This window comes from Meiothermus hypogaeus (genome assembly GCF_003574035.1).
Lineage (GTDB): Bacteria > Deinococcota > Deinococci > Deinococcales > Thermaceae > Meiothermus > Meiothermus hypogaeus.
This window is the reverse complement of the sequence record NZ_QWKY01000171.1, coordinates 1-869: the sequence shown is the minus strand read 5'-3', so window position 1 is coordinate 869 and position 869 is coordinate 1. Positions and strand designations below refer to the sequence as shown.

Sequence of the window (869 nt, the reverse complement as noted above, 5' to 3'; positions counted from 1 at the left end):
TAGAGCCTGCTAACTAGCTGTTCGTAAAAGCTCCACAGTTTTCGCTGTCATCAGAATCGAAAAAGCCAACCAGTGCCAACCTCGCAAGGTCTCAGCCAGCCGCTCATAGTCTCGCGCCAGCCTGCGAAACCGGGATGTCCAGGCAAACGAACGTTCCACCACCCAACGCTTCGGCAGCAGCACGAATCCTCGTTTGGCCCCTTCCACCTTGACCACACACAGGGCGATGCCTTCCGCCTCTGCCGCTTGTGCCGCTTCCTCCCCAGTGTAACCCTGATCCACAAAGGCCACTTCCACCTGCTCCCCCGTCACTTCCTGCACCTGTTGACTGAGGGCTCCCACCTGGGCCCGTTCCTGTTCACTGGCCGCCGTTACTACCAGGGCCAGCAGATGCCCCAGGGTATCTACCGCCAGGTGAACTTTGCTTCCCTTGCGTCGTTTGTACCCATCGTATCCGGCCCGCTCCCCACTTTGCGGGGTGGACTGTAGGGTGCGAGCATCGTAGATGGCAGCGCTGGGATGGGCGGCTTTGCCCTGGAGCATTCGCAGGGTCATGCGCAGGTCGTGTACCAGGTCTTCGAAGACCCCCCGGTTCATCCAGCGGTAGGCTTGCGCCTGAACGATATGGGGGGGTGGGAAGTCGTGGGGCAGGTAGTCCCACTGAGCACCGGTTCGAACCATCCAGCGCAGGGCGTTGAACACTTCGCGCAGGTCGTACTTGCGCTGGGGTGCTTCCAGCGGGGCGAGGGTCAAATAGGGCAGCACCAGAGCCCATTCCTCATCACGGACGTCCGATGGGTAAGCACGGCGGTTCATGCTCTAAACATAACTGCAGTGCCTGATTTGGGTAAGGTGGTTTGTAGATTCTA

Annotated in this window: 1 protein-coding gene; it reads right to left on the bottom strand. The window is 59.7% G+C overall.

The window, feature by feature from the left end; all coding sequences use genetic code 11:
• Window positions 1-9 precede the first annotated feature (9 nt).
• A complete protein-coding gene (locus Mhypo_RS17775; RefSeq protein ID WP_119342530.1) occupies window positions 10-816 on the bottom strand; it encodes an IS5 family transposase in 807 nt (268 codons plus the stop codon).
• Window positions 817-869: the final 53 nt, after the last annotated feature.